This window comes from Deltaproteobacteria bacterium, from assembly GCA_016930875.1.
Classification (GTDB): domain Bacteria; phylum Desulfobacterota; class Desulfobacteria; order Desulfobacterales.
This window is the reverse complement of record JAFGFW010000008.1, coordinates 1-20,996: the sequence shown is the minus strand read 5'-3', so window position 1 is coordinate 20,996 and position 20,996 is coordinate 1. Positions and strand designations below refer to the sequence as shown.

Genomic DNA, 20,996 nt, shown 5'->3' with positions numbered 1-20,996 from the left:
GAGTCCCTCGACTTGGCTCGGGACCGTGAGCCTGTCGAACGGCCTGTCGAACGGCCGTTTTGATACTCGTAACGAAAATCTTAATTAGTTCTTCTGTTTCCTCCGCGCGGCGCAGGCGCTTGCGCCGCGTGTTTTCCCATTCAACATTCGATGCCTGTCGAGAGCCTCAAGGTCGAGCGATTGGACGTTCGATGTTCGATGTTCATTTTTTTGTCCGGCTTAGCCCTTCCAGAGGTCAACATCGATCAGGCCGAGCCTGGCCGCATACCGCACCAGTTCCATGGCGCTGTGAAGGGCAAGCTTGTTCATAATGTTGGCCCGGTGGTTCTCGACGGTTTTGGGGCTTATGAAAAGCTTCTCGGCAATCTCTTTGGTCGGAAGCCCCTCGGCCAGCAGTCGCATGACCTGTTGTTCACGGGGAGTCAGGGCTGCATATCTTTCATCTGTGATCTTCGCCTCCTTCCCAGAGGGTTCCGTTAACTTTTTCAGCACCTTATGCGAGAGGGAAGTGTTCAGGAAATATTCGCCTTTTGATACTGCCTCAAGCCCCTGCAAAAGCCTGTCAGCGGCCGATTCTTTCACCACATACCCGGTGGCCCCAGCCTGAAATGCATTGGTTAGGTGATTGATCTTGGAGTGCATGCTGACAATCATGATACGTGTTTCTGACAAAAGGCCTCGTATCTCTCTGGTGAGCTCAATGCCATTTCTATCAGGCAGGGATATATCCATCAGCACCAGGTCCGGCTTGAGTTTCCTGGCCATTCTGAGCCCTTCACGTCCGTTTCCCGCTTCCCCGACCACTTCGAACCTGCGGTCGCGTAATATAAGGGACTTAATGCCTTCTCTGAAAAGAGGATGGTCGTCAATAATCAAGATGGTTTTCTTGTTGGCCGTCATTTTTTCTTCTTGCAAGGAACCTCAATGAGAATTTTTGTGCCGTGCGCGAGGCGGGATTCGATCTTCATCATTCCGCCAACCAGCATCACCCTTTCTTCCATGGTCCGAATCCCCATGCGCCTCTCATTTTCTGCTGCCACCATTCGATTTTTCACGTCAAAACCTTTGCCATTGTCTTTAATGCGAAGAAGAATGTGGGGGAAAGAGGCCACCAACCTGATGCTCACATGGCTGGCATCAGCATGTTTCTTCACATTGTTTAGTCCTTCTTGAACCAGCCGGTACAGGGTAATCCTGGTATCAGAGTCGAGTTCTAAACTCTCCATGCCGGCGCAAGAGAAATCAACCGCTACTCCGCGTTTGGCGGAGAACTCTTCGCAATACTGGCGAAGTGTCTCAATCAGCCCGACCTCTTTCAGCCCCACAGGGCGCAGGTTGTAGGCCATATCCCGGACAGTCATAATCGTTTCTTCAAACATCCTGGAGAGATCGGCTACTCTTTGGCTTGTGCCAGGAGGGATTTCCGGCTGATCATCAAAAAGGGTGTCAAGGCTGATTTTTAGGGCAGAAAGGTCTTGCCCCACCAGGTCGTGCAATTTATGCGAAAGGCTTTGCCGCTCGTTTTCCTGTGCCTTTATCAGCTCTTGCGTTAGAAAACGGACACGTTTCTCGGCCCTTTTTCGGGGGGTGATATCTCGTACGGCGGATATCACGGTGGGCTGTCCGTCGAGATCAAACAGATGAGAACTGATCTCAACGGACATTCTTTGGCCGTCTTTGGCTACATGCTCTGTTTCGAACATGATATCTTCTTCAGCAAACAACCTTTTTACTCGCAAGGCAGTATTTTGCCGCATTTCAGGTGCGCTGATGTCTAAAGGTGATAATTCTAACAGTTCTTCTTTTGTGTAGCCATATTTTTTGCACGCGACATCATTGACTTGTATGAATTTGCCAGGCACACCCTCTAGTTTCAGGTGATGAACCAACAGAGGGTCGTTGCTTTTGTCAAACAACATATGGCGCCGTTTCTCGCTCTTCCTCAGGGCGTCTTCTGCTTTTTTTTGCTCGGTGATATTTCTGGCGATCTGCACAAAGTTTTCAGTGTCACCCGATTCGCTTTTTAGAGGCACGCAGTGAATATTCCAGAAAGTTTCCTCTTGTATCCCCTTGAACGTGGGCTTATGCATGACAGCGCTTTCGATTTCACCCGTTTCCAAGGCCTTTAGCGTGGGGCATCCTTCACACGGCGTATCCCTGCCAACGAAAACTCTGTAACAGAACTCGCCTACAACGTCTTCCGGGAAGAGGCCGTTTGCTATCATTGTTGTTCTATTGGCCCAAATGATTTTCATGTCCTTATCAACGCAGCGAATTATGTCAATAGAGGCGTCAAGAATCGCCCGTTTTTCGGCCTCGCTCTCCCGCAGCGCTTCCTCTGCCTGTTTGTGCTCTTCCAGTTCCGCATTCAGTTGCAGGTTTGCTGTGCACAGTTCAGCAGTACGCTCCTTTACCTGTTGTTCCAGCTCGTCACGAGCTTTCTGAAGCGCCTCCTCCGCCCTCTTTCTCTGGGTGACATCGGTGTCAATGTGGATAACCCGCTGAATACTACCTGTGTCGTCAAACACCGGGCTGCAGGAAACCAGAAACGTCCCGTGAAGCGCTTCCACTTCCATTTCGCCCGCCTCATGATGACCGGAAGCCAGCATTTTCTTCATGAGACAGCCTTCGGGAGGCGCCTCGCTGTGATGAAAGATCTCGTAACATTTTTTCCCGTGCAGTTCCTCTTCCGACAGTCCCGTCATCTTTATTACGGCACGGTTGGCTGCCAGCATTTGGTATTTGGGATCAACGATGAATGTTGGGTGAACGAGGGCCTGAAAGATGCTTTCAGCATCCGGTCCCGCAGAGTGAAGATTCTTTCCCGTCTGCTTGTGCATCGCAACTTCTTTCTCCAACTCCTTGACCCTTCGTTCAAGTTCTTCATAGGTGGGTTTATTTACCATAGGAACGTCCCCTTGAAAGGCAATCTGACCACTACGGAACTAAAATCAACTAAAAAAACATCATGCCAAGCGCTTTATTGAAAAGCCAGCCCAGGGCTAGAGTCGCTGGAAGCGTCAAGACCCAGGAGAGCACTATACTAAAAGCAACTCCCCAACGTACACTGGAAAATCGACGAGCAACTCCGGCGCCCACAATGGATGAAGTAATGATGTGCGTTGTGGAAACCGGAATACCAAAGACAGAGGCCAATTGCAACCCGCAAGCCGCAGAGGTTTCCGCTGCAAAACCTTGTTCAGGCGCCAATGGGGCAAGCTTCATGCCCAGAGTTTTGATAATCCGCCATCCTCCATATGCCACGCCGAGCCCGGCAGTTAATCCGATACTCAGAATAATCCAAAGGGGCACGCCCGGATCTTTCCATCCGAAATGGAGCGCCAGCGCCATGACCAGGATACCCATGGGTTTTTGGGCATCGTTTCGGCCATGGCTGAAAGCCATAAAAGCGGCAGAAAACCGCTGGAGATTCTTAAACGCCAAGGTCATTTTCCGTGCAGGACCGGAACTGCAGCAGAAATTGATCATATACATCAACACGGCCCCACCTGCAAAACCCAACAAAGGTGAGGCCACAATCGCAATCAAGACTTTTGCTAGTCCCGCCCAGAGAATGACCTCTGCCCCGGCCATCGCTAATGCTGCTCCGACAAGAGCTCCAACCAATCCGTGTGTTTCGCTGACCGGAATACCCAGATAATAGGTGAACAGGCTCCAAGCCATTGTCCCCATGAGGGCTGCAACAACCGTGGTGAGAGAAATCAAATCCAATGCCACAATGCTCTTGCCGATAGTCATGGCAACTGCTGTCCCGGTCAAGGCGCCAAGGATCTCCAGGACCCCGGCCATCAAGACCGCGGTCAGGGGAGAGAGCGCCCGGGACCCAACGGATGTCGCAATGGCATTGGCCGCGTCCGTAAAGCCACCGACAAAGGCATAGACATAAGAAAGAGCAATGGCAAATACGAATACGATGAATCCGGGCTCCATGGCCGCTATATATATTTGATCCTTAATCTCGCAAAGAGTTTGCCAATATTGTCACATTTGTCCAACGTGTCCTCCAGAGTTTGGAAGATCTCTTTCCATTTGAGTATGGAGAGGTAGTCATTCCCATCAGCAAAAGAAGAGGAACAGTTGCCCATCAGCTCTTCCAACACTTTTCTGTGTAGTATGTCTCCTTGACTTTCCAAATCGCGAAGCATCTTGCCACAGGAAGCAAAGTCTTCAGAGGCAATTCCACCTTCTTTGATCATCGATATTCCCTTGTGAATGTACACGGCAGATTGTTCAATTAGTTCCGAAAAGTCCCCTAGCGCGTTGTTGCTTTCAGAAATCCTATAGATACTTAGACGATTGACCGCCTCTTCCAGGTTGTCCACCACATCATCCAAAGACTCCGTCAATACGGCAATATCCTCTTTGTCTAACGGCAGAATGAACGTTTTTTCGATATCATCCGTGATACTGTGGACCAATTCGTCGGCCTGTCGTTCCAGTGTCTGCAGCGCTGATGAACCGTGTTCTAATTGTTCCCAGTCACGCGTGATGTCGCGAAATACGTGAGCCACTTCTTTAACAATTAACGATTGCTTAAGCAATTCATCAAATATCTTTGACTTGCGCGGAAAAAACATGTTCGACTCACCTAGCCCGGACATACCAGAACCAAAAAAAATTATCACGTGATGTTTTCAAGGCGAACGCCGCAAAACACGAAGGACAGGAAAGCACGAAGAAAAGATTCCCAGAGAAATTTCGTGTCTTCGTGCTTTCGTGGTTGTCTTTTTTGTTTTCTGCCAGAAAAAACACGAATTTCATGATTAACGGTCTAATCTGGCCCCTCTAAAGCGCTTCCGGATCTACTTCCTTTGCGACCTCGGCCCGCACTGTGGCAAAGCACTCATCAGAATCCGGAAACAGACGTACAAGACAGCGCCGGAGCGTTTCCACTTCCAGGCGCATGGCATCTGTCGCCGCCCGCTGGTCACGCCGGAGCGCTTCCAGTTGCTCCCCATTCAAGGCGATCTCCTGCTCCAGAATCTTGAACTGCTTTTCAACATCTCGTTCTTTCATACTGCCCCCCCATTTTGTGTCTTTTCCTCTCAGAGTCTATCTAAATATCTTAACACACATATAGCTGAAATTGACGGTTTTGTAAAAAGGCTAACAATTCAGGTCCTTCAAAGAGATTTTTTTGACAGGATTGACAGGATATTCAGGATTAAAATCATATCAACTCATCATGTATATCCTCATCTAAGTTCTTCCATCTATTTAATGTTTGATTTCAACTTTCCATTCACTGATGCCTGTTCCTGACAATACCTCCTTCAACTCAAAAACGTGTGGAATTAGGCGCCATCGAACGGAGATCCTGGCTCAGTTTAATGGCGCCGATAATTATGGTGAAAAATTCCAACCGGCCCAAAAGCATGCCCAATATTTGGGTCCAGAGTATTCCTGGCGGGGTGTCTGCCGTTGTGACTCCTGCTGAAAGACCGACTGTGCCAAGCGTGCTTGCAAACTCAAACAAGGCTTGTTTCAAGGAATAACCATAAGCGGATATAATCATACCCCCAAAGCTGAACATGGCCAAGTACAGAAACACAAAGAGACCAGCGTGGCGGAGGTCCTCGTCGCTGATAAATCCCTGCTGCTCACCATGCCAGACGTCAGGATCGGTTACTGCCTTCTGGGGGAGAATCAGTCGTTTGAACTCCCATAACAACCCCCGGTATAATATATAGATCCGGTATTGTTTTAGACCCCCGGCCGTGGAGCCAGTGCCGCCGCCGATAAGCATCAGCACAATCAAGACTATCCAGCCCAGGCCGCACCAATTTTCATCATATTCGACGGTGGAGAATCCCGTAGTTGACATCGCCGAAACAACCTGAAAGATCGTGGCGCGCAGGGCTTCATGAAGGATGGAGTAAAGGTTTTTCGTTACAGCGAAAAAGACCAAGGTGAGCGACAAAAGCAACAATACGAATTCCAGGCGAAGCTCGCCGTTTCGCAGAAGCAACTTAAATTTGCGATTAAGGAGCATGTAGCTGGTCAGAAAATTTGTGGAGCCCAGGAGCATCAAGACAATGATTACAGCCTCCACACCAGGACTGTTCCAGTAGCCTATGGATTGGGATCGTGTCGAGAAGCCTCCGGTCGAGACAGCGGTAAAGGAGTGGTTTAGGGCGTCAAACCACTCCATATCGACTGCACGAAGAGCCATGATTCCCATCGCGGCATAGCAAATGTACATTGAAACCACGAGTTTGGCTGAGCGTTTGATATTTGGCACAAGCCGGCCTTCCCGGCCCTCGGCCGCGCTGAGGGCTGTGCCGGCAGGCCCGGCCAGGGCGCTTAGCATGATGATGGCAAAACCGGCGCCTCCGGCAAATTGGAGCACACTGCGATAAAAGAGGACCAGATGTGGCGCGGTCATTACATCCACAACGGAGAGTCCCGTTGTCGTCCACCCGCTTGTAGATTCAAAAACAGCCTGTGTCAAACTAAGGTCAAGGCTGATCAAGAACGGGAAGGCTCCTGCCAAAATGGCCATTGTCCAGGAAAGAACAACAATTACAGATCCTTCCTGATACGTCAGGTTGAACGCCTTCCTGGGTAAGAATAGGCGCGAAAGTACCCAGCCGGCAGAAAGCATGAGCAGCCCGGGCAAAACAAAGCTCCAGGCAATGGCGATCTCATTGTTGCAGAATGGAAGAAGAAGAAGCGGTGAGAGGATGAGCAGACCGACAATGCAAGCGATTACGCCTGTATAGCCCAGGATGCCCTTATAGCGCTGGCGAAGAGATTCCGGATACCTCATGGATGTTTACTCGCCGGTCAATGTCCTCAGGACATCTGTGTAATTTTTCGCCTGTCCGATCAGAATGAGCTGGTCATGGGCCTGGAGGATCGTGGAACCTCTCGGCACAAGGACGTCACCGTTTCGGATAATGGTAGCAAGAAGGAAACCCTCAGGCAGTTTCAATTCCTGGAGGCTTTTGCCTGCCACCGGGGCGTTTTCTGGGAGACGGACCTCGGTTACATTGACTTTGCCCTGGGCAACAGCCATGAGGTTGGTTATGGCCATAAAACCAGTCTGTTCCTCTAAAAGGCTTGTTATGACTCGGGTCGATGAAAAGATCAGGGGGACCCCCAGTTTTCGGAAGATTTCCTCATTCTCAGGATTGTTGACCAAGGCAATCGTTCGAGGAACATCAAACTCCTCACTGGCAATCTGGCAGGTCACCAAATTGTTATGATCCTGTGATGTCAGGCAGAGCAGTACGTCTGCACTGCCCGCTCCGGCCTGATCCAGCATCTCGGGATTGCTCCCGTCTCCAAGCAGTACGGTTGCATCGAGTTGATGGGACAAGGTTTTACTTTCCTCCGGATCTCGGTTGATAATGGTCACATGATGGCCTTCGCCAATGAAATGCTTGGCTAGAAAATAGATTGTTTTACCTCCGCCTATGAGAATAATTTTCATTGCTCCTGATCTTATGATTCTGTCTGCAGTTCCAAAGTATCGAGAAAGGCTTCAAGGGCCAGTTGGATCGGGCTGATGATTTCAATGCCGAATTTACGAAACATGGATTCATAAGAAGGTTCATACACCCGCGCGATGACCTTGGGCACGCCGAAGATATATTTGGCTACTTGAGTTACCATCAAGTTGAGAGTGTCTTCGTTGCACATGGATAAAAGACAATCGGCGGTCTCGATTTTGGCCGCGCGCAGGACAGACACCTCACCAGCATTCCCGGTTATGGTGAATCCGCTGAATTCCGTTGAAAGCGCCTTAAGCGCATTCTCCTGCCGGTCAATGACCACGACGCTGTGTCCACGGGAGCTCACTTGATTGGCCAGAAGAGATCCATAACGACCGCAACCCACCACGATAACATTCATAGGGATTCATCTTTCTTCGGTGCGATACGATTCAGGGAATAGAAGATGTCCCGAGTCTTCTCGTTAATACGCCGAACGGGCAACTGATTTACCAACGGAGGCACAAGAACGAAGTTTTCCGGGACCGGTTCGAAAGGATTAAATCCGAATATCAAATTTTCCAATGTTCAAAAGAAAGGCCTTGGTATTCGGTCGTCTTGAGCGTTCGAGCATTCGAATTTAGAATTTGTTTCGGCCTGCCCCGGCGCGACATGCGTGGATCATTCTGCTGCCCATGTAAGTCATGTCTGGACCACGGATTTCGTGTTTCTGACCGAAAAACACAGGGTTTTCGGTCAGGCACTATATAGGGAAGCTACCCCTGCTGAGGTGAAGGAAAGGGACAAAGTACGGACACTAGTGAAAAAGCGCTGCGATGCTAATAGATTAATTTTTTCTTATTTTGAACTCCCTGCGCCGTCAGAGGGTATCGAAGATAGATGTCTTCTTCAACTCACAATCCACACTGCCATGTTATCAGCCATATGAAGAACCTTATTGGTGACACGGCCCATGAAAAATTCCTGGACAACGCTAAGGCCCCGCCTGCCCATCACAATGGTGCCGTAGCCACCCTCCTTGGCTTCCTCTACAAGCGCCTTGGCCCGGCTCCTTTTGCCGGAAATGATTTTGGTGGTAACACGGCTTGAGGTAAAGCCCGCGTTGATCAGTCGATCTTTGGCTTCTTCCATGGCTGGATCAATTTCTCTCTTCATGGTTTCCAGCCATTCTGCTTCGTCTTTCGGAGCAAAGAGCTGGTCTGGCCCTATCTTTTCAATGTCAAGAGGCCTGATGATATGGCGGAGCGCTATTTCGCAGTCAGGATCAACCAACACCGAGCCAGCGCAATCTACGGCCATCAGCGCTCCTTCAGAACCGTCAAAAGCCACCAGGATTTTTTTGGGCGAAGGCCTTCCTTCAACAACAACAAGGGGCAGGTGATGTAGCTTTCCGATCAATTTATTGGCCACGCTTCCAATTACGAAGTCCTTCACCCCGCTGGTTCCAGTGCGTCCCACCACAACAGCGCCAAAGTCCTTGAGTGACTCCCGAAGAATATCTCTGGCAATGCCTTTTTTCTTCGATTGGGCATTAACCGTAACTGCGGCACTGGGAAAACCGCTATTGACAAGCATTTTCTGCGCCTTGTCAAGGAATTTTTTCATGACGCTTTCTCGCCCTGCCATCCACGCTCTTGCTGCAGTCGCCTTGGCCCCAAACTCTTTTGTTTTTTCCAAATCCAAAAACGATTCAGGAGCTTCGGTCTTGACATGGAAAAGAACGACTTTGGTTCGTTGGTGCGGTAGAACTTGGCTGACATAGCGTACCGCCTCAAGGGCTTGGTCGGACCCATCAACAGCCAACAATATTTTATTTCGGGTGTCTTTCATTGGTTACTCCCTCCTTTACTGTGGGTAGCGGACAAGAACGCGCTTTTTTGTGGGCCGACTTATAACCGTAATTGAGTTGTGTGTCAAGAGAAAAAGTGGTGCAACATATTGTGGTTCAAGGTTATCCTGCCCGCGGAAGGCTTGTGCCTGCCCGACAGGTAACAGTTCAATGGACCGAACAGGAAATGCACGGGTCATAAGCCCTGACCAGCATCTGAGAAAGGTTCCTGATCTCTTCTTCCCCTTTCCCCTGTCCTATTAACTCCTCTACCTGCTTATGGAGGTCATAATAAATATTGACGTGGTTCTGACTGGTAGGAATCACGCAATCCGACTTTTCAATTTTCCCATCTTCACCTATCCGGTAGTAATGGTAGAGTATCCCCCGGGGTGCCTCAACAGCCCCCACCCCCTCACATCCCTTTACCCTATAGTGGCTTGCAAATTCAGAGATAGCTGAGTCGATCAAACTTAGGATTATCTCTTTTGACTCATACATAACATGAAAGCACTCCACCAATTGTGCCAGGTTATAAAAGAAGGGATTATGCTCTCCCAATTTTAAATTCAGTTCCTCAGCCGTCTCTTTTGCCTTGGGGTGCAACAGATCATAGTTGTTGTTAAACCTTGCCAAGGCTCCGACAGCAAAAGATTCCCGGCTCAGCCTGCTGAATTTTGAGGTAGAGAAATCAACGACATACTCGTTAGTCATGGCACGATATTCGTCTTCCTTTTTGCAGATACCATCGCTTGATACAAGATTCCCTCCGATGAACGGATATTCTTCAGTGCCCCTGAGTGAGACAAATTCTGTCTCTCTTGCAAAATCAGGCATTCTAAAGCTCTTGAAAAGATCAAGAGCTTTCCATAAGTACGGAATAGTTGCATCAAGGTCTTTGACCAATTCTTTTAACTGTCTTTTGCGCGGAACCTGTGTCGAGCCGCCGACCTTTATGACCATTGGATGTGTGGTTCTCCCTGCGAAGAGATCAGATGCCCTGTTGGCGAATCCCTTGATTCGGGCCGCGGTCTCTACCACCTGCGGATGCGTTTGGATAAGCGGAATAACACTATCTACATCAAGGAAATCGGGCGCCACCAAAAAAAAGAGGTGAAGCGTATGGCTTTGCAGGGTCTCGGCATGCTTGGCAAGGAGCCTTACCTTTTGCGCCGGTTCCGGAATCTCAATCTTCAAGGCCCGCTCTATGGCGCGGGCACTGGCCAGGGCGTGTGAAATGGAACATATGCCGCAGATCCGGGCCGCAAGGAGCGGCGCCATTTCAATAGAAAGCCCTTTGAACATAACCTCAAAAAATCTGGGAGTCTCTACTACCTTCCAGGTACACTCAACCAGCTTTCCGTTCTCGATCCGTATCCTAATATCCCCATGCCCCTCCACCCGGCTCAGATGATCAATCTCTATGTTGATCGGCCTTCCTATCTTAACATTCATTGCGAAAGTCCGCTAAACGCATTAAAGAAGTTGATCCGCTCACTAATATGTTCCTCTGAAAACCCTCTTTCCCCGAGTATCTCCATAAGCGACTTAAAATTCGCCTCGTCCGAAGGACCCCGGCAGCCCCAACAACCAAACCGGTTTCGGGGACACACTGCATTACAGCCAGCGCGTGTGATAGGCCCCAGGCACATCATCCCCATATCAAGCACACAGGAATTGAGCCGCTGTTTACATTCAACGCAAACTGGGTATTTGGGAAATTGGGGTTCTATTCCGAGTACCAGATGGCGCACTACCCACTCAAATTCAGGCTTTGAAATGGGACATCCAGGTAGCTCTATATCCACAGGGACCACTTCTGTCACCTTCCTGACCGGCCCGGTATCTACAGGATGTCCTCCATAGACCTCTTTTACCACATCCGGCAAAGGAAAACGGCTCCTCAGGTTGTTCACACCACCCAGGCACGCACACGCCCCCATTGCTACAAGGATCTTGGCCTGTATACGAATCTTTTTAAGTCTCGCCACTTCGTTGTCAGTAGTAATGCTCCCCTCAACAAAGGCAACCTCATAATCGTTGCGCCTCTCAGAAGAGATCTCCCGAAAGTTTACTACCTCTACCAGGCCAAACAGGTCCGTTAGTGTCTCTTCCTTATTCGCTATCTGGAGCTGGCATCCCTCGCAGCCGGTAAAGTCAAATACCCCGATCTTCGGCCTTTCAAGTGTAATCCCTAGATATTTCATAATCCTTTTCCATAAAACTTATATCGCTTCCTTAAGATTCATCACTGTCCAGTAATCAAATACCGGCCCATCCAGACATGTGAATATCGAACCGACATTGCAGCGGCAGCACTTTCCCATGCCGCAATGCATCCTTCGCTCTAAGGATAGAAACATCCGCTGTCGGGAAATCCCTACATTAGTGAGGTGGGCAAACACGAATTTAAACATCACCGGAGGTCCGCATACAATCGCAAAGGTGTTGTCCGGATCAATGGGGACCTCATCAAACAAATCAGTGATCAGCCCCACCCTCCCCTCCCAATTCTCAGCACGGTTCTGGACGATTGTCAGGATTTTCAGGTCAAAAATCTTGTGCCATTCTTCAAATTGGTAATCGAACAAAATCTGCCCTGGCTCTTTAGCGCCATACAGGATTGTAATATCCTTGTAATCGGACCGATGCTCGTTTGCCCAGTATATGGTGGAACGAAGTGGGACGATACCCAACCCTCCAGCTATCAAAAGAATGTTGCATCCTACCATCTTTTGCATGGGGAAGTGGGTCCCAAAGGGTCCTCTGATCCCAACGATCGCACCGGGTTCTAACCGGTGGAGCAACCCCGTAACCTTGCCAACCTTTCGTATACAGAGTTCAATGAAGTCCTTGTTCGAGATGGAGCTTGAAATCGATATAGGGACCTCCCCGCACCCAGGTAGTTCCAGCATCACGAATTGGCCTGGGAGAAAGGTAAATTTTTCTCTTTCGTAGGCGTCACATATCTTTATGTGAAAGAGTTTCTCCCGAGCTGTCAATGGGATAATATTGAAGATCTCGGACTTGAAGCTCTTTTCTGTCTGCATCAGGATAGATTTCCGGTTAAAATCCGGAGGCCTCGACATGAAAGGCTCCAGGTTTATGTCATGTTGCGGAATCTTCGGACTCATTCTTTCTCCGTCTTGATTAAATCATCTATCACCGCTTTGGGACTGATCCCTGCCGGACACGCCTTGCCGCACCGGTTGCATCCCACACATAGTGATTGATTAAAGGCTTCCTCAAATCCCCTGAACTGATGATAATATCGATACTTCAATCGAATATGTGCATCCGGGCGAAAATTGTATCCCCCGGCCACGGTAGCAAAATCAATAAGGTTACAAGAGTACAAAAACCTTCTCTTCGTAGCCTGGGTAAAACTCAGATCGATGTCCTCTTCTACACCATAGCAATAGCAGGTGGGACATACCATGGCACAACTACCGCAGCTCAGGCATTTATCCCCCCACTTTTTCCAGACTTCTGACTCAAATTCCAAGTCCATCAATTCGGGTAAGATTGTTATGTCAACCTGCGTTTTGAACTTTGACTCAATCTGCTTCTTTACTTTCTTGTAACGGAGTTGGTCTTCTTCTCTGACCTCCCGCGCATTGAATCGGTTCAGGACGATGTAAGCAGTATCGGAATTGATCGCTGCAAAATATCTATCCCCGATGTCGGTTAAAAATAGATCAAAACCATGAGAGGCCGTGTCAGTATTCATCGACCGACAAAAACAATCTTCCAGAGGCTCATGATCTAGTCCTATGATTAAGGTATTTCGCCTTCGCGCAAAATAGTACGGGTTAGGGTAGGCACTCTTTAACATCACCTGATCAAGTTTCAAGAGGGCGTTGATATCGCACGCCCGCATTCCGATGATTATCCTTGGGTGGATCGTATAATGGATCTTTTGATCCCAACCGTTGTTCTCCAAGCGATAGGTAGCGAGGTCTTCCTTGAAGGGCAAAAAATAGTCCTTGGGCGAGGAATAAGATCGGGTATAGTCCATCTCAAGCTCATCAAAGCAATTGAGCTTCAAGAACCTGTAAATCTTGTTCCCTTCCTTGTCCCGATCTCTTGATTTCGGACCGATGACCTCATTTTCCTCCATGAGGCCCTCGACCATCTTTTTGAAGTTCTCTTTGGTAATCGTTCTAAACAGCATGGAAATGCTCCGGATTGCTCACCTCCGCCCCAGCCCTCTTGATGGGGGAGGGTTCCTGCCCGCCATTGCCACGCATCCTGGCATTCTCGCTGTATGCTGTGCCCGGCGACCTGCCCGCCATTGCCAGAGATGCTAGCATATAAACTGCATGCCGTGCGTGGCGACGGCATGCGGGTGGCAGGCAGGCGGGTGGGGGCAACACTTGCACATGATATTTAAACGTCATTATACAAACAACAACAGGTTATTAGCACAAGATAAGGGAAAAGCCCAAAAAAATATCCAGCTCCTTTATTATTGGGCAAGCCGGATATTTTTGTCGTTTAAGGAATTGTTCACGTGAGGAACTTAATTCGCTTCGCTCACAATTGGAATAACGGAATGTTGGAATACTGGACACGCAGTGTAATGTTTTCAAGCCGTCAGGCGCAACCTTGCGCTCATATTGGGTTAACCTGCCCGCCATTGCCAGATATGCTAGCATGTAAACTGCATGCCGTATGTGGCGATGGCAGGCAGGGAGGAATGAAGACAATTAGAAAATGATTTTTTCTGCTTAGATTTTTAAAAAGATTGATCTTTCCTTGCTGAAATTTAGTTGAGGTGGCTCTTTCGGAAAATATCAAGATAAATCTACCCCCTTGACGCCCTTATAATACTTGAGAAGATCAACGATGGTGACGTCAGCCACGACCCTTCTCTCATCGTCCAGGATGGGGATCTCTTTGACGTTGTGGTCGATCATGCGCTGGAGTATATCTTCCACTTTATCGGAAACCATGGCAAACACCGGCTCCCTTTGCATGAAGTCGCCGGCCGTTTCTGACACAGACATGCTTACGAGACTTCGAGAATCGATTGATGGATCGTGGTAATGGAAAAATACGTGTCTGATCATATTTCCCAAGGAGAGGACGCCTCTGAATCTCCCTTCGTCATCCACGACGTACAAGATTCGCGAATGATCCGACTCGGCAAAAGCGTCGATGATTTCACTGACAGTGGCTCGCTTGGGGACCACAGGGACCTTGCGGTGTTCCACTTGCTCCACTAAAGCGGCAATCTTGCCGAGGGTTCGTTTGTCTTTGACCCTTACCATGTTGCCTCCTCTTGTTGCCTTAATTATCTACCCGCAGCCGACACCGTTCGCATCCCCCCTTGCGCCCACCCATCACTATGATGCCTCATTCGGTATTTCGCCTGCTTTTTTCAAAGCAAACTTTGTAAGAATCGGGCCAATGATCTCAAAGAAAACACAGGTCGTAGTGATTGTAGTCAGCACCGCAGCCCCGATTGTAGAGGCGTGGGGCAGGTTGTACTGGGCGTCGAGCTGGGCAAACTCGTATTTGGCAATCAGCGACAGACCGATTGCCACGCCTGCCTGGGAAAGAATCCCTATGCCCAAATATTTCTTAACCTTCTTCTCGACCGGACCAAATAAACTCCCAAGACGAACGCCTCCGATTTTTCCCGCTGATCGCCCCAGTATGTAAACTGCTCCGAGACTTCCCAAGGCCGGAATGGCTGATAACCTCAGGTTGGCTCCGGCAAGACAGAAGAACAGCAAGAAGACCAGTGGCATGATTTCCAGCAGCGGAGCCGTCACGCGTTGCACCAGGGCTTCACGCCTGCTGTTTACCAGCACAAATCCAACCATCATATTGGTAAGGATCAAGGACAGGTGCCAACGTATTGACAGCCCTGTGGCCAGCAGCACGGCGCCAAAAAGGATGATCAAGATATCTCGGGATTTTTGCAGCTTGAGGACCAGTCTGCAGAACCCGAATCCGATAATTGCGCCCGTTACGAGACTCAAGACGATTTCCACTATCGGTGTCCCCAGGGTCTGGAGGACGCTTGCAGTGGTAGCGGAAGCCTCTCCAATGAGGAGACTCTTTGCCAGGGCGGCGGCGAAGCCGAAGATAATGATGCCCAGCCCATCGTCAAACCCGACTACTGCATAGAGGGCCTTTGTCAGGCTCCCCTTGGCTTTACACTCCTGAATAACGGCAACAGTGCCTGCCGGGGCGCTGGCCGGGGCCATTGCGCCAAAGATGATAGATAAGGGCAGATCGCGGGTCAAGAGATATACAGCGGCGACAACCACAAAAAAGGCCCCGAAACATGCTGCAAAAATAACGGAGATAATACCTGATCCGAGTCGCTTTAAAGACGACAGGCTGAGTTCCGAACCAATTGTGAAGGCGACAAACCCCAGGGCGATCTCTGTCAAGAATGACAGGCGTTGACTCATGGGTTCGTCGATAAGGTTTAGTATTGACGGCCCAAGGATGACGCCAAAAATCATATAGCCGATAAGTGACGGCAGGCGGATGCGCTGGACAACATGGCCCATATAGAAGCCGGCAATTACAGCTATCCCCAGGAGCGTGAACGCAGAAATATGTAGAAACGAAAGATCTGTTTTCATCGGCAAGATGTCTTCTGGTTTCCCTGTTTTCCGGTCAACGGAATCAGCTTCTCGAGCGAGAAGAAAATGGGTATTGCCATCGCCTCCATTACAACCACAAACAGAATCAGATGACTAGTGGAAAATTATAGAGCAGTCCCATCAGTGAACTTCCAAAAAACCACGATGTTCCAACTTGCGTAGCATAAGAGTCTTATCACAGTGGCCGTGTTCAGTTGCACGGAGAATAATGGCAGCTAGATGCGGCATAAGGATCGCAGATTGAGCAGCAGGGCTGCGATTTCGGAGTAAAAAACACACTCATGACATCGGCAAAGGTTGTGACAAAGGTCCGGCAATGTTCCCAGGTCATAACCCCAAAGCGAAAAGCGTCCCTCCTACTGCAATCCCGAAGGCAAGATTAAATACCTTGATAAGAATAGAGTCTTTGATGCTGTAGGAAAGCAGTGGGAGCATGCCATGGCCGTCCTGCACGAATGACGCGGTGAACAGCACGGAAAAGGGGACCAGCCCTTGCGCATACATCATCACGAATATCAGATGCGGCCCTGACTCAGGTACTATTCCAATTAAGGCGCCGATCAGAAGTACCCAAATCATGTGCTGCCGGATAAAGGCATCCAGGTTCCAGAAGGCCAAACCCCAATGTACAAAGAATAGGGCGCCAAAGGTCCACAAGAAAACACGAAAGAGGTGTTTCTTGATTATGTGGTCCCAAATGTGAATGTGCAGGTAATGTTCTGAGCAAACCGCAGCAATATATAAGGAGCACATTGAAAGACCTATAAAGGTAATGCGTTTCCAGTTCCAATGGGTTGGGCCAAGAGTTCCCAGTAAAACCAACACGAGAAAAGAGCCTATGAAGGCAAGAAGCAGAAAACGCGTAAAGGAAAGCGACCGAAGATTTTGAACGATATTTCCAGGCTTAAAAATGTCGCCAGCCCTAACCGAATCTTCGTCTCCCGGAACGCACTCTTCACACTGATGCTCAAGACAAGATTCACATGGAACAATCCCAACGATCCCAATGATTTTGTCGCTTACGAAGGCAAAAAAGATCCCCAAGAAAAATAGTAACCCGAAAAGCACCAAGGCTGTAGCCGGGAACTGGGTGAGCATCACAAAGGCTTCATCCCCGGAAGTGGCTATCATTCCACCCACTATTGCACCGAAAGTGATTATGCCGTGGACATAGAGACTTACGTTCATGAAAGCACCCAGACAACCCGGGGTGGAACCGAGAAAAGAGGCCAGAGTATACTGCCGCCACAGACCCCCTTGCATGATCGCGGTCATCCGCCTTTCACTCACCGTATCAATAAAATCGACCAAAAGCATCATCACAAAGACAAAGACGGTGATCATCATGGCATGTTTGAAGATAGAGAGGATTTCCATCTGTTTTGCGCCTCCTTAGAAAGCCAGATTTCGATTCGCAATTCTACGAGCGAGCAATATTTCCATCTGATCTGTCATCTCCTCATTCAGATCAAATTTGTTGACGCACGCCATGGTGGGTATCTTAAAGAATGTAGCCAACCCTTGCGGTCTCTGCTGTGAAGTATTACGAAAAGGTTTGCTCCGATAGCACATTTCTGGTATAAACACACCACTTATTGTGGATGAGAGGACAACCGCCACCTATAGAGGCAAGGAGGTGTTCCAACATGGTGTCGATCCTTGAAAAGGGCGGTGGAACATTCAAAGGCATCAAACTACTCCTATGCGAGAATCCCCTGGCGCCCATCCAGGAGGCTATCGTGGCCGCACAGGCGGAGGTGCCGAAAAGCAACTACTACACCGAGCCCTATTCTGAACCCTTGCGCCGGCTTATTAGCGAGCGCCTCGGCGTGCCCGACAGGCTGGTCCATATCAATGCAGGTTCGGAGCTCATCCTGCGTCAACTTTTCGACCGTTTCGGACAGCGGGTTCACCTATTGACGCCTACGTATCCCTTGTTTCCTGAGATCGCTCAGCAATACACGGAGACCCGTCTCCCTGCCGGGGACAACTTCGCCTTCGACTTGGAGGATTTGGGTCTCCCGGAGAGGACCACGCTGGCTGTGATCGTCAATCCCAACAATCCCACCGGCGGCACGTTTGACATGTCAGCCCTACCAGGCCTCCTTACGAGACAGCCGGATACCTGGTTTTTGGTCGATGAGGCGTTCATCGGTCTAGCTGGCGAATCGGTTGCCAATCTCGTACCCCGGTATCCGAACCTGATCGTCACACGTACGTTCTCCAAGGCGCACAGCCTTGCGGGCTTTCGGGTAGGGTACGCTATCCTCCCTGAGAGGCTGGCCAACGAACTCAACAGCCGCAACGACGCATATCCACTGGCTCGTCCTAGCCAGGCCGCGGCATTGGCCACACTACAGCACGAGGATAAGATCCGGGACCGGGCAACCAAGCTGCGCGGCTGGACCGAGCAGCTTGCCGGCGAGTTGCAGGCGCTTGGCGTTCGCACCTTTCCAACCGAGACGTACTTTTTCCTCGCGGATTTCGCCCCCCACGGCGCCACCGAGCTGGCCGAAAGGCTGGGGGAACGGGGCATTTTTATCAAACCGTTAAAGGACCCCACACTGGGACCCGGTTTCATGCGGGTGACAACGGCGTTGCCGGAAGATAACGCACGCGTCGTCCGGACTCTGAGAGAGCTGCTTTAGGTGCGTTGAAGACCCAGCGCGCCTCTAAGGCTGCCTTATTTCAGTGTTCAACCTGCGTATTCTTTCAATGGTCTCATCTCGAAACCAGGCAAGCTCTATTGCTTCTATAATGTCGAGTTCTCAATCTCAAAGGCTGACCCTTCTACTGGTTCGAACATCTTTCCTGAATAATATGAATAGGCCCGCAATTATCATCAAGAGGCTCAATATCTGCCCTATGGTAAGAAAAGCAGCAATAAAACCGAGTTGAGCATCAGGCTCTCTGAAAAACTCGATCATGAACCTTGCGACCCCATAGAGTATTACAAATAATGCCGTCAGGTTACCTTTTGTCTTTATCCTGTCTTTTAAAAGCCATAATATAGTAAAAAGGACTACTCCTTCAAAGAAGGTCTCATATAGCTGTGATGGATGTCTCGGCAACCCTCCCCGATCGGGGAAAACCATTGCCCAAGGAACATTAGTAACTCTTCCATAAAGTTCACCATTGATAAAATTGCCAATTCTGCCGAGTCCCAGACCTATTGGGGCTGTAACTACTATCAGGTCTCCTAATAACCAGAAGTCAATATTTCTGTTTTTCGCTATATATTTTCCTGCAATCAAGGCTCCAATCAGACCGCCATGAAAGGACATCCCCCCATGCCATACAGCTATGATCTCAAGTGGGTTTTTTACGTATTCAAAAAAGTCATAAAAGATGACATAACCTAATCTCGCACCCAATATCACTCCGAGAATGAGATAAAAGTAGATATCACCAATTATTGGCTTTTCTATCGGTATTTTCTTTTTCTTAATCTGGTATTTTACTAAAAGATATGAGCTAAAAAAGCCCACGATGTACATAAAAGCATACCACCTCACCTGTAAAGGGCCTATTTTAATTATGTAAGGTTTTATATCAGGATAAGATATCATGCAAACAAACAAGAACTCCTGAACAGTCTGAGCTTTTTAAACCCTCTATTGATATTTTTTCGATCCATCGTTTGTCTATGTCATAAATCGCAATATTTTTCAACGAGGTGGAAAAAACCCAGGATTCCAACATCCCGTTATTCCCTCCGTGGCGTCGGCCCTACGGGCCGGAGGCCAATTGTGAGCGAAGCGAACTAAGAAAGGAAAGTTCGATGATTTTGAATTTACTGAAAGAAGATATTGTCCTTGGAGATGGTGGGACCATATTTGAAATGGAGCGCAGGGGCTATGTGAGCGCAGGGCCCTTTACCCCTGAAGTTGCCATTGAGCACCCGGAAGCCCTCAAGCAGTTACAAACCGACTTTGCCCGAGCTGGTGCTCAGGTATTACAAGCGTTGACTTATTATGCTCATGAAGAGAAGCTGAAACATATCGGCAAAAAAGGAGTCCTTGCGGAGATTAACTCTGTGGCCGTGCGTATCGCAAACGAGGTGGCTAAACAATATGGGTGTGTAGTTGCCGGTAACTTGGCCAACACCTGGGTCTACGACCCAGCGAATCCATCGAGTCATAAGGAAACCAGGCGCCAGTTCGACCAGCAGATTATGTATCAGCTCCCGCACGGCGTAGACTTCTTCATTGCTGAAACTATAGAGTATTTGGGAGAAGCCAAAATTGCCCTTGAGGCGATTAAGGCCACTGGTAAACCGGCCATGATTACCTTGGGATTCAAGTACCAAGATCGGACCCTCGATGGAGTTCTCTTGGAAGAGGCTTTTAGAGAACTGGAAGAGTTTGGCGCAGACATCGTTGGGACCAACTGTTTTCGCGACCCAAAACGAATGTTGCCTTTAGCAGCGAGGGTACGTCAGACAGTATCTTGTTTTGTAGCCGCGCAGCCGGTTGCCTATCGCTGTTCCGAGGAGAGACCATATTTTCAAATTCAGCAATTCCACGGCCACATTGCCTTTCCCCTCGAGCTAGACCCCTTCGTCCTTACCAGGTTTGAGATGGCCAAGTACGCTCTGAAGGCGAAGCAGATGGGCATCAATTACATCGGTGGTTGCTGTGGAACGGCGCCTCATCACCTGAGGGCCATGGCTGAGGCTTTAGGGCGAACCGTCCCAAATAGCAAGTATTCTCCTCGCTTGGAGTTACACACCATTATAGGGAATAAGCATCATAGGAGGGAAAGAGACGAACGAATTCTGTACGAGCAACGACATAATTCAGCAGTATGCCATTTTTTGCTCAAAAAATCTTAAAAAGGTCAATAGCGGCCATTCTTGAAGCACGCCGAAAAAATTTACGATTTCCAAGTGTTATCATAACATATTCCCTCAAGAGATGTGCCTGTGCTGGATAACGCTCCCTCGGTTCGGGCCTGAATTTGAAGCCAGTTTAATTGGCAATTCCCGGAGCGAGCCTTATCTCCAGTTCACCTCGACACTCACATGCCCACCCCATCAATTTTGGTCCCGCACTCAGGGCACTT

20 protein-coding genes are annotated in these 20,996 nt (G+C 49.2%); 2 read left to right on the top strand and 18 right to left on the bottom strand.

The features are described 5' to 3' along the window. Window positions 1-219: 219 nt before the first annotated feature. From JW883_00745 to JW883_00665, 17 genes are all read right to left on the bottom strand, one after another. Window positions 220-900 (bottom strand): response regulator transcription factor, encoded by a 681-nt coding sequence (locus JW883_00745; GenBank protein MBN1840797.1) that lies wholly within the window; start codon window positions 898-900, stop codon window positions 220-222. Further along, a complete protein-coding gene (locus JW883_00740) occupies window positions 897-2,906 on the bottom strand; it encodes a PAS domain S-box protein (protein MBN1840796.1) in 2,010 nt (669 codons plus the stop codon). Before JW883_00740 ends, JW883_00745 begins: the two co-directional genes overlap by 4 nt. Before the next feature lie 49 nt (window positions 2,907-2,955). After that, on the bottom strand, window positions 2,956-3,951 hold the full coding sequence (locus JW883_00735) for an inorganic phosphate transporter (GenBank protein MBN1840795.1): 996 nt from the start codon (window positions 3,949-3,951) through the stop codon (window positions 2,956-2,958). Window positions 3,952-3,956: 5 nt separating this feature from the next. Beyond that, window positions 3,957-4,598 carry a DUF47 family protein gene (locus JW883_00730; GenBank protein MBN1840794.1) on the bottom strand — a complete coding sequence of 214 codons (642 nt, stop codon included), beginning with the start codon at window positions 4,596-4,598 and terminating at the stop codon, window positions 3,957-3,959. Window positions 4,599-4,806: 208 nt separating this feature from the next. Beyond that, on the bottom strand, window positions 4,807-5,037 hold the full coding sequence (locus JW883_00725) for a hypothetical protein (GenBank protein ID MBN1840793.1): 231 nt from the start codon (window positions 5,035-5,037) through the stop codon (window positions 4,807-4,809). Between the two features lie 262 nt (window positions 5,038-5,299). After that, window positions 5,300-6,790: a TrkH family potassium uptake protein gene (locus JW883_00720; GenBank protein ID MBN1840792.1), complete on the bottom strand. Its 1,491-nt coding sequence runs from the start codon at window positions 6,788-6,790 to the stop codon at window positions 5,300-5,302. A 6-nt stretch (window positions 6,791-6,796) separates the two neighbouring features. Then, a complete protein-coding gene (locus JW883_00715) occupies window positions 6,797-7,456 on the bottom strand; it encodes a TrkA family potassium uptake protein (GenBank protein MBN1840791.1) in 660 nt (219 codons plus the stop codon). 11 nt (window positions 7,457-7,467) lie between these two features. After that, window positions 7,468-7,878: a TrkA family potassium uptake protein gene (locus JW883_00710; GenBank protein ID MBN1840790.1), complete on the bottom strand. Its 411-nt coding sequence runs from the start codon at window positions 7,876-7,878 to the stop codon at window positions 7,468-7,470. 488 nt (window positions 7,879-8,366) lie between these two features. Next, complete coding sequence (locus tag JW883_00705; protein ID MBN1840789.1) at window positions 8,367-9,308, bottom strand: universal stress protein; 942 nt, start codon at window positions 9,306-9,308, stop codon at window positions 8,367-8,369. Between the two features lie 166 nt (window positions 9,309-9,474). Beyond that, window positions 9,475-10,761, bottom strand: a complete 1,287-nt coding sequence (locus tag JW883_00700) for a Ni/Fe hydrogenase subunit alpha (GenBank protein MBN1840788.1) — start codon at window positions 10,759-10,761, stop codon at window positions 9,475-9,477. Continuing rightward, a complete protein-coding gene (locus JW883_00695; GenBank protein MBN1840787.1) occupies window positions 10,758-11,513 on the bottom strand; it encodes an NADH:ubiquinone oxidoreductase in 756 nt (251 codons plus the stop codon). The genes JW883_00700 and JW883_00695 overlap by 4 nt, the downstream gene beginning before the upstream one ends. Before the next feature lie 18 nt (window positions 11,514-11,531). Continuing rightward, a complete protein-coding gene (locus JW883_00690) occupies window positions 11,532-12,356 on the bottom strand; it encodes an FAD/NAD(P)-binding protein (GenBank protein MBN1840786.1) in 825 nt (274 codons plus the stop codon). An 80-nt stretch (window positions 12,357-12,436) separates the two neighbouring features. Beyond that, window positions 12,437-13,480 (bottom strand): 4Fe-4S dicluster domain-containing protein, encoded by a 1,044-nt coding sequence (locus JW883_00685; GenBank protein ID MBN1840785.1) that lies wholly within the window; start codon window positions 13,478-13,480, stop codon window positions 12,437-12,439. Next, on the bottom strand, window positions 13,470-13,619 hold the full coding sequence (locus JW883_00680; GenBank protein ID MBN1840784.1) for a hypothetical protein: 150 nt from the start codon (window positions 13,617-13,619) through the stop codon (window positions 13,470-13,472). The genes JW883_00685 and JW883_00680 overlap by 11 nt, the downstream gene beginning before the upstream one ends. A 483-nt stretch (window positions 13,620-14,102) precedes the next feature. Beyond that, on the bottom strand, window positions 14,103-14,579 hold the full coding sequence (locus tag JW883_00675) for a CBS domain-containing protein (GenBank protein ID MBN1840783.1): 477 nt from the start codon (window positions 14,577-14,579) through the stop codon (window positions 14,103-14,105). 75 nt (window positions 14,580-14,654) lie between these two features. Continuing rightward, a complete protein-coding gene (locus JW883_00670) occupies window positions 14,655-15,911 on the bottom strand; it encodes a cation:proton antiporter (GenBank protein ID MBN1840782.1) in 1,257 nt (418 codons plus the stop codon). A gap of 348 nt (window positions 15,912-16,259) precedes the next feature. Next, complete coding sequence (locus JW883_00665; protein ID MBN1840781.1) at window positions 16,260-17,309, bottom strand: arsenic efflux protein; 1,050 nt, start codon at window positions 17,307-17,309, stop codon at window positions 16,260-16,262. A 269-nt stretch (window positions 17,310-17,578) separates the two neighbouring features. On the opposite strand from JW883_00665, the gene JW883_00660 reads away from it, so the two are divergent. After that, on the top strand, window positions 17,579-18,580 hold the full coding sequence (locus tag JW883_00660) for a histidinol-phosphate aminotransferase family protein (GenBank protein MBN1840780.1): 1,002 nt from the start codon (window positions 17,579-17,581) through the stop codon (window positions 18,578-18,580). A 126-nt stretch (window positions 18,581-18,706) separates the two neighbouring features. Here JW883_00660 and JW883_00655 read toward each other — a convergent pair whose 3' ends face one another. After that, on the bottom strand, window positions 18,707-19,501 hold the full coding sequence (locus JW883_00655; GenBank protein ID MBN1840779.1) for a prolipoprotein diacylglyceryl transferase: 795 nt from the start codon (window positions 19,499-19,501) through the stop codon (window positions 18,707-18,709). Window positions 19,502-19,713: 212 nt separating this feature from the next. On the opposite strand from JW883_00655, the gene JW883_00650 reads away from it, so the two are divergent. After that, window positions 19,714-20,766 (top strand): homocysteine S-methyltransferase family protein, encoded by a 1,053-nt coding sequence (locus JW883_00650; GenBank protein ID MBN1840778.1) that lies wholly within the window; start codon window positions 19,714-19,716, stop codon window positions 20,764-20,766. Window positions 20,767-20,996: the final 230 nt, after the last annotated feature.

Bases quoted from the DNA above. Each gene is read 5' to 3' on its own strand.
- JW883_00680 (MBN1840784.1), bottom strand. From the start codon at position 13,619: ATGCTAGCATCTCTGGCAATGGCGGGCAGGTCGCCGGGCACAGCATAC.
- JW883_00735 (MBN1840795.1), bottom strand. From the start codon at position 3,951: ATGGAGCCCGGATTCATCGTATTCGTATTTGCCATTGCTCTTTCTTAT.
- JW883_00720 (MBN1840792.1), bottom strand. From the start codon at position 6,790: ATGAGGTATCCGGAATCTCTTCGCCAGCGCTATAAGGGCATCCTGGGC.
- JW883_00725 (MBN1840793.1), bottom strand. From the start codon at position 5,037: ATGAAAGAACGAGATGTTGAAAAGCAGTTCAAGATTCTGGAGCAGGAG.
- JW883_00695 (MBN1840787.1), bottom strand. From the start codon at position 11,513: ATGAAATATCTAGGGATTACACTTGAAAGGCCGAAGATCGGGGTATTT.
- JW883_00650 (MBN1840778.1), top strand. From the start codon at position 19,714: ATGATTTTGAATTTACTGAAAGAAGATATTGTCCTTGGAGATGGTGGG.
- JW883_00730 (MBN1840794.1), bottom strand. From the start codon at position 4,598: ATGTTTTTTCCGCGCAAGTCAAAGATATTTGATGAATTGCTTAAGCAA.
- JW883_00685 (MBN1840785.1), bottom strand. From the start codon at position 13,480: ATGCTGTTTAGAACGATTACCAAAGAGAACTTCAAAAAGATGGTCGAG.
- JW883_00700 (MBN1840788.1), bottom strand. From the start codon at position 10,761: ATGAATGTTAAGATAGGAAGGCCGATCAACATAGAGATTGATCATCTG.
- JW883_00740 (MBN1840796.1), bottom strand. From the start codon at position 2,906: ATGGTAAATAAACCCACCTATGAAGAACTTGAACGAAGGGTCAAGGAG.
- JW883_00670 (MBN1840782.1), bottom strand. From the start codon at position 15,911: ATGAAAACAGATCTTTCGTTTCTACATATTTCTGCGTTCACGCTCCTG.
- JW883_00715 (MBN1840791.1), bottom strand. From the start codon at position 7,456: ATGAAAATTATTCTCATAGGCGGAGGTAAAACAATCTATTTTCTAGCC.
- JW883_00745 (MBN1840797.1), bottom strand. From the start codon at position 900: ATGACGGCCAACAAGAAAACCATCTTGATTATTGACGACCATCCTCTT.
- JW883_00660 (MBN1840780.1), top strand. From the start codon at position 17,579: ATGGTGTCGATCCTTGAAAAGGGCGGTGGAACATTCAAAGGCATCAAA.
- JW883_00705 (MBN1840789.1), bottom strand. From the start codon at position 9,308: ATGAAAGACACCCGAAATAAAATATTGTTGGCTGTTGATGGGTCCGAC.
- JW883_00690 (MBN1840786.1), bottom strand. From the start codon at position 12,356: ATGCAGACAGAAAAGAGCTTCAAGTCCGAGATCTTCAATATTATCCCA.
- JW883_00655 (MBN1840779.1), bottom strand. From the start codon at position 19,501: ATGATATCTTATCCTGATATAAAACCTTACATAATTAAAATAGGCCCT.
- JW883_00675 (MBN1840783.1), bottom strand. From the start codon at position 14,579: ATGGTAAGGGTCAAAGACAAACGAACCCTCGGCAAGATTGCCGCTTTA.
- JW883_00710 (MBN1840790.1), bottom strand. From the start codon at position 7,878: ATGAATGTTATCGTGGTGGGTTGCGGTCGTTATGGATCTCTTCTGGCC.
- JW883_00665 (MBN1840781.1), bottom strand. From the start codon at position 17,309: ATGGAAATCCTCTCTATCTTCAAACATGCCATGATGATCACCGTCTTT.